Annotated in this window: 5 protein-coding genes; all 5 read right to left on the reverse strand. The window is 74.6% G+C overall.

The annotated features are described in order from the left end of the window. Positions 1–128: 128 nt before the first annotated feature. The 5 genes from ACIF6L_RS35795 to ACIF6L_RS35815 all read right to left on the reverse strand — a co-directional run bounded on the left by ACIF6L_RS35795 (position 129) and on the right by ACIF6L_RS35815 (position 6268). Positions 129–785: a YigZ family protein gene (locus ACIF6L_RS35795; RefSeq protein WP_396491732.1), complete on the reverse strand. Its 657-nt coding sequence runs from the start codon at positions 783–785 to the stop codon at positions 129–131. Between the two features lie 189 nt (positions 786–974). Further along, the gene (locus ACIF6L_RS35800; protein WP_380389418.1) at positions 975–2264 is read right to left on the reverse strand and encodes a DUF6986 family protein; all 1290 of its coding nucleotides are present in this window, start codon (positions 2262–2264) and stop codon (positions 975–977) included. A 135-nt stretch (positions 2265–2399) separates the two neighbouring features. Further along, positions 2400–3998, reverse strand: coding sequence for a DUF2637 domain-containing protein (locus ACIF6L_RS35805; protein WP_396491734.1), 1599 nt, complete (start codon positions 3996–3998; stop codon positions 2400–2402). Positions 3999–4241: 243 nt separating this feature from the next. After that, the gene (locus ACIF6L_RS35810) at positions 4242–4907 is read right to left on the reverse strand and encodes a response regulator transcription factor (RefSeq protein WP_329487739.1); all 666 of its coding nucleotides are present in this window, start codon (positions 4905–4907) and stop codon (positions 4242–4244) included. Further along, positions 4859–6268: a sensor histidine kinase gene (locus ACIF6L_RS35815; RefSeq protein ID WP_396491735.1), complete on the reverse strand. Its 1410-nt coding sequence runs from the start codon at positions 6266–6268 to the stop codon at positions 4859–4861. The genes ACIF6L_RS35810 and ACIF6L_RS35815 overlap by 49 nt, the downstream gene beginning before the upstream one ends. Positions 6269–6558: the final 290 nt, after the last annotated feature.

Consider the following 6558-nt stretch of genomic DNA (forward strand, 5'->3'; position numbering starts at 1 on the left):
GGCTAGGCAGGGTGCGGGAGGACGGGAACCCGGCCGGACCCGATCTGGCCGAAAGTCTGTCCGGCCCCCGGCCCGGTCGCTCCGCGAACCCCGGCCCGAGCGTCACCCCCGCGCCGCGGGGAACCCGCTCAGACCGGCACCTCGACATACGTCCGACCCGCCGCCACCGCCACCGCGGTACCGCCGGTCGCCTCGGCCAGCCAGGTGCGGAATTCGGCCACCTCCGGCTCCGGCACCCCGACCTCGATCCGCACCCCGGCCGCCTCGTACGCGAGGTCGCTCACCGTGTAGCCGGCCGCCCGCAGGTCGTTCTCGACCCGCCCGGCCCGGGTGTGGTCCGCCGCGACCGCGAGCAGCGCCACCGGCCGCCGCTCCAGCAGCCCGACCGCGTCCACCGCCTCCGACACCGCACTCCCGTAGGCCCGGACCAGGCCGCCCGCCCCGAGCTTGATCCCGCCGAAGTACCTGGTCACCACGGCCGCGGTGTCGGTCAGCCCGCGCCGGCGCAGCACCTCCAGCATCGGCACCCCGGCCGTACCGCCGGGCTCCCCGTCGTCGCTGGAGCGCTCGCGCCGCTGCTCGTCGCCGACCACGAAGGCGGTGCAGTTGTGCCGCGCGTCCCAGTACTGCTTGCGGATGCCCGCGATGAACGCCTGCGCCTCGTCCTCGTCGGTGACCCGGGCGAGGTGGCAGATGAAGCGGGACTTCTTGATCTCGATCTCGTGGCTGCCCGCGTGCCGGATGGTCAGGTACTGCCTCGGGGTCGGCTCCGACGTGGCGGACATGGTGCGGCGGCTCTCCCGGAAGACGGCGAAGGCTGGCGGCGGCCCCACGTGGTTCCGGGGCGCCACCGCCAGCCTAGGCCCTGCCCGTCCGGTCACCGGTCCGAGCCGGAGAGCGCCGGGTCGGAGCAGGGACGACTCGGGGCGGCGGCGAGTCGGAGCAGGGACGACTCGGAGCGGGGCCGGGAGGGCTCAGCGGCCGGCCAGCGCGTCCAGCCGGGCGCGGTCCAGACCGGTGAGCGAGAGGACCTCGGCGAGGTCGACCGCCCCGCAGTCCAGCCCGCGCAGCAGGTAGCCGCTGAGCGCCCGGGCGGTCGCCGGCTCGTCCATCACGTCGCCGCCGGTCTTGGCGACGTACGCCGCCAGCCGGGCGGCGGCGGCCGCCAGGCCCTCGCGGTAGAAGGAGTACACCGCGACGTAACGGGTCGGCAGGTGCGCCGGGTGCATGTCCCAGCCCTGGTAGTAGGCACGGGCCAACGAGCGGCGGACCAGGTCGTGGTGGAGCTTCCAGGCGGCGTGCACCTGCTCGGTGGACCCGGTCGGGATGACGTTGGTCGACCCGTCGGAGAGCCGGACGCCGGTACCCGCGGCGGCCACCTGCATCACCGCCTTGGCGTGGTCGGCGGCCGGGTGGTCCATGCTCTGGTAGGCGGCGCCGACCCCGCAGGCGGCGCTGTAGTCGAAGGTCCCGTAGTGCAGACCGGTGGCCCGCCCCTCGGCGGCCTCGATCATCCGGGCCACGGTGGCCCGGCCGTCGGGGCCGAGGATCGCCTGGGTGGTCTCGATCTGGATCTCGAAGCCGATCCGGCCGGCCGGCAGCCCCGCCGAGCGCTCGAAGTCCGCCAGCAGCCGGACCAGCGCGGTGACCTGCTCGGCGTAGGTCACCTTGGGCAGCGTGAGCACCAGCCCCTCGGGCAGGCCGCCGGAGGCCAGCAGGGTGGTCAGGAACAGCTCCAGGGTGCGGATGCCGCGGTCGCGGACGGCCGCCTCCATGCACTTGATCCGGATGCCGATGTACGGCGGGGCGCTGCCGTCCGCCACGGCGGCCGCGATCAGCTCGGCGGTCCGGACGGCGGCCGCGTCCTCCTCGGCGTCGGGCCGGGGGCCGTAGCCGTCCTCGAAGTCGATCCGCAGGTCCTCGACCGGCTCCCGCTCCAGCTTGGCGCGGACCCGGGCGTGCACGTCGGCGAGCAGCGCGTCGTCGGCCACGCCGAGCGCGCCGGCCAGGGCCGCCGGGGTACCGGCGTGCGTGTCGAACGCCTCCAGCGCCTGTCGGCCCCAGTCGCGGACGGTGTCGGCACCGAAGGCGTCGGCCGGGACGTAGACGGTGTGGACCGGCTGCCGGCTGCCGGAGTCGCCCGGGTAGCGGCGGGCCAGGTCGGCGTCGACCGGGGCGAGCAGCGCCTCCACCGCGGCACGCGCCGCTCCGGAGAACGAGGCTCCGCCCGCCGGACCGGTACCGTCCACCTCGACCTGCGACATCCGTACTCCTCCGTGCCGAACCAGCGCTTCAACAGTTTGTTGAGGCGAAGGTAGCCCCGCCGGGGTCGGGCGTCAATGGCCGACCGAGCGGCGGACGGGCGGGCGGCAGCTCCGGCTCCTGGGCGGGTCGGCCGGTCAGTCCCTCCCGGCGGCGGCGTAGCGGTCGCGCAGCTCGGGGAAGAGCTCGGCGACGTCCTTGTGGTGCACCGAGCCGTCCGGCCGGGTGCCGGTCACGCCGTACTCCTTGGTCAGCCAGTCCGCGAGACGCTGCGGGCTGGGCTCCTTCTCGAAGGTGTCGATGTAGCTGACCAGCGCCGTGTAGCAGAGCTCGGGGTCGAGCCGCGACAGCGCCGGGCGGGAGGCGGAGTCGTACGGGCGGCCGGAGCCCTCGGCCGCGTCCGGCTCCGGGGCGAAGCCCTCCTCCCGCGGGTAGTCGGCCTCGCGGACGTACTCGGGGTCCTGGGCGTAGCCGGACTCCGGCAGGACGTCCGGGTGGCCGACGCCGTCCGAACCGGTGTGGACCTCGGACTGCGCGACGGCCTGGGCGGCCGGGCGCGCCGCCGGCTGCGGCTCGGGCTGGGCGGCGGACGCCCGCGGCGGCTTGAACCACGGCGAGGCCTGGCCCGGCACCCGGCCGCCCGGGGAGCCGTCGCCCTGCGGCCCGGTGGTCCGCACCGGGCGCTCGGTCCAGACGTTCAGCTCCTCCCGGGGCTGCGGCGGCGCCTGCTCCTCCTCGGCGGCCGGCTCCTGCGAGGCCCGCAGCCGCACCGCGGCCAGCTTGGCCAGCATCGGCGCGGCCACCTCCGCGGGCACCGGCGCCACGGCGGGCACCGCCGCCTCGGACCGGACCTGCTCCACCTGAAGGCCCTCGGGCCGGGCGTTCTCCGGCCGAGTGTTCTCCGGCCGAGCGTTCTCCGGCCGGGCATTCTCCGGCCGGGCGTTCGCGGGCTGTGCCTGCGCGAGCGGCTGCGCCTGCGGCTGGGTGCCGGCGGCAGCGGCCACCGGGATGGCGGCGGCCGGCGTCCGGCTCTCCCGGAGCTCGGTGGCCGTTCGGGACTCCTCGTCCAGCCGGTCCAGCAGCGCCGGGTCCAGTGGCACCCCGTACTTGGCCAGCTTCAACGGCAGCAGCGCCTGGATCGGCGCCGAGCGGCGCCAGCCGCGCCCGTACCGGAAGCGCAGCTGCGCCCGGTAGACCAGCCGGTTCTGCTCCAGCCGGACGACCTCGTCGTAGGAGCGCAGCTCCCAGAGCTTCATCCGCCGCCAGAGCCGGAAGGTCGGCACCGGGGAGAGCAGCCAGCGCATCAGCCGGACGGACTCCATGTGCCGGTCGGCCGTGATGGCGGCGATCCGGCCGACCGCGTGCCGGGAGGCCTCGACCACGACCACGAACAGCACCGGGATGACGGCGTGCATGCCCATCCCGAGCGGGTCGCCCCAGGAGGCGGCCGCGTTGAACGCGATGGTGGCGACGGTCAGCAGCCAGGCGGTCTGCCGCAGCAGCGGGAAGGGTATGCGGAGCCAGGTCAGGACGAGGTCCAGCGCGAGCAGCACGACGATGCCGGCGTCGACACCGATCGGGAAGGCGTAGGAGAAGGCGCCGAAGCCCTTCTCGGACGCCAGCTCCCGCACCGCGTTGTACGAACCCGCGAAGCCGATGCCCGAGATCAGGCAGGCCCCGGCGGCGACCAGCCCGAGCAGGCTGCGGTGAGCCTTGGTGAGCGGAGGGCGTGCCATAACGTCTATCAACCCCTGGGTGTCGGCTGCGGCCGTGCGCTGCCTCGGCGCCGGTTCCCGGTGGTCGGGGCGCCGGACGACCGAGCAGCCGCCGGGCTCGGCCCACCGGAGTTTACTCGTACAGCTGTTTCAGCTTCCTCGCAGCCCGGGGTGGAACCGGCCCCGGCGGACACCGGGCGCGGGCCCCGTGTCGACCGGGTGTCGGCCGCGTGCCGATCGGGTGCCGACCGACCGGGCGGGGCGTCAGGCCGGTCGCCCCGCCGTCCCGTTGAGATAGGCGAGGACGGCCTGGACCCGGCGGTTGGCGTCGTCGGCGGGGGCCAGACCGAGCTTGGTGAAGATGTTGGCGATGTGCTTCGCCACCGCGCCGTCGCTCACCACCAGCCGGGCCGCGATGGCCGAGTTGGAGCAGCCCTCCGCCATCAGCTCCAGCACCTCCCGCTCGCGCGGTGAGAGGTGGTGGAGCGCGCCCGGCCGGCGCGAGGTGCGCTGTACCAGCTTGGCAATCACGTCCGGGTCCATCGCGGTGCCGCCGGCCGCCACCCGGCGGACCGCGTCGATGAACTGGTCCGCGTTGAAGACCCGGTCCTTCAGCAGGTAGCCGACACCACCCGTGCCGTCCGCCAGCAGCTCCCGTGCGTACAGCTGCTGCACGTGCTGCGAGACCACCAGCACCGGCAGGCCCGGGATCTCCCGGCGCGCCTGGAGCGCGGCCTGCAGGCCCTCGTCGGTCAGCGTCGGCGGCAGCCGGACGTCGACCACGGCGACGTCCGGCCGGTGCGTCAGCAGCGCGTCCAGCAGTTCGGGGCCGGTCTCGACCGCCGCCGCGATGGTGAAGCCGTGCGCTTCCAGCAGCCGGATCAGGCCTTCGCGAAGGAGGTAGAGGTCCTCGGCGAGGACAACTCGCACGGCAGCTCCAAGGTGATGGTGGTCGGACCGCCCGACGTGCTGTCGATGGCCAGGACACCGTCGAAGGTACCCAACCGCCGCTCGATCCCGCGCAGGCCGGTGCCCCGGCTGGGATCCGCCACACCGACGCCGTCGTCCGTCACCGTGACCCGCAGGTTGCCGGCCCGGTAGAGGATGTCCACCCAAACCTGCTCCGCGCCCGAGTGCTTGGCCGCGTTGGCCAGCAGCTCGCAGATGCTGAAGTAGACGGCGGCCTCGACCGGCGCCGGCAGCCGGTCCGGGAGGCTCACGCACACCTCGGTCGGCAGGGCGCTGTCCAGCGCCAGCAACTGCACCGCGTCGCCCAGTCCGCGCTCGGCGAGGACCGGCGGGTGGATGCCGCGCACGAGGTCGCGCAGCTCCTGGAGCGCCCGGGCCGAGGACTGCCGGGCCTCGGAGAGGAGTTCGCGGGCGGCCACCGGGTCGGTCTCCAGCAGGTGTTCGATCGTGCCGAGGGTCATCCCGATCGCGACCAGCCGTGCCTGGGCGCCGTCGTGCAGGTCCCGCTCGATCCGGCGCAGTTCCGCCGCCTGGTTGCCGGCCGCGTCCGCCCGGGTCTCCGTCAGCTGGGCGACCCGCTTGGTCAGCTGGGCGTGCGAGGCTCGGCCGTCCTGGTCCAGCACCCGCCGGGCCAGTTCCACGTAGCCCCGCACCGCGTACGGCGCCAGCACGACGCCGAGCGCCATCAGCAGCAGCCCCAGGACGACCGAGACCAGCGGGGAGGCGCCGGCCGGATCGATCGGCCCGTACTCCCGGTATTCCACCGGAGCGGTCGCCGCGTAGCCCGCCCCGCCCACCAGCAGACCGGCCACCGGCAGGGCGAGTGCGGCCGCGGCCGCCGGGCTGATCACCAACCAGGCGATCTCCGACCGGGTGGCCCGGTCCCGGGCGGCCCAGTGCAGCAGGTGGGCGAGCTTCGCGACGCCGTGGGAGCGGTGGTACGAGTACCCCGTCCACCAGTGGCCGCGCTCGTCCCGCTCCAGCGCCGGCCGGGGGTCGTACTCGACCGGCAGCCGGATCCCGTACCAGCGGGCGAGTTGACCGCGCGTCCGGTTCGCGACCCGGCGCACCAGCAGGCCGGCGGTGGCCGCGCCCGCGAGGGCCGCCGCGAGCAGGGTGAACACGGTGCCCAGCTCATAGGGGTCCAGCATGGAGTTCACCGCAGCACCGGCGAAGGACGCCGCCAGGATCGGCAGGGCGACGGTGGGTACCGCCCCCAGCGCCACCAGCGCCAACCGCACCAGACCGCGGCCGCCCGCCAGGAAGGCCGCCTCCGTCTGAGCGCGTACGCCCGCGCCGCTCGTTCGGTTCGCTGCTGTCACGGGTGCTCCTGGGGCCGGTACCGGTCGTCGTCCACCCAGTGTCGCCGGGTGGCAAGGGGCGGGGCACTGGCTGTCGCACCCCGATTCCGGGGTGGACCTAGCACCACCCCGGTGCGGCACTCCGTCCCGCCCGGTCGGGAAATCCCCCCGGCGAACCGCAGCCACCCATCGCGAATGCCGCCGGAGAATGCCCCTGGAAACGCAAAGAACCCCCCGATCCGTACGGATCGGGGGGTTCTTTGGAATGATTGTTCGGCGGCGTCCTACTCTCCCACAGGGTCCCCCCTGCA

It is taken from the genome of Kitasatospora sp. NPDC086009 (genome assembly GCF_044540385.1).
GTDB lineage: Bacteria > Actinomycetota > Actinomycetes > Streptomycetales > Streptomycetaceae > Kitasatospora.

Excerpts from the sequence above, each read along its gene's own strand:
- ACIF6L_RS35795 (WP_396491732.1), bottom strand. The coding sequence starts at position 785 with ATGTCCGCCACGTCGGAGCCGACCCCGAGGCAGTACCTGACCATCCGG.
- ACIF6L_RS35800 (WP_380389418.1), bottom strand. The coding sequence starts at position 2,264 with ATGTCGCAGGTCGAGGTGGACGGTACCGGTCCGGCGGGCGGAGCCTCG.
- ACIF6L_RS35805 (WP_396491734.1), bottom strand. The coding sequence starts at position 3,998 with ATGGCACGCCCTCCGCTCACCAAGGCTCACCGCAGCCTGCTCGGGCTG.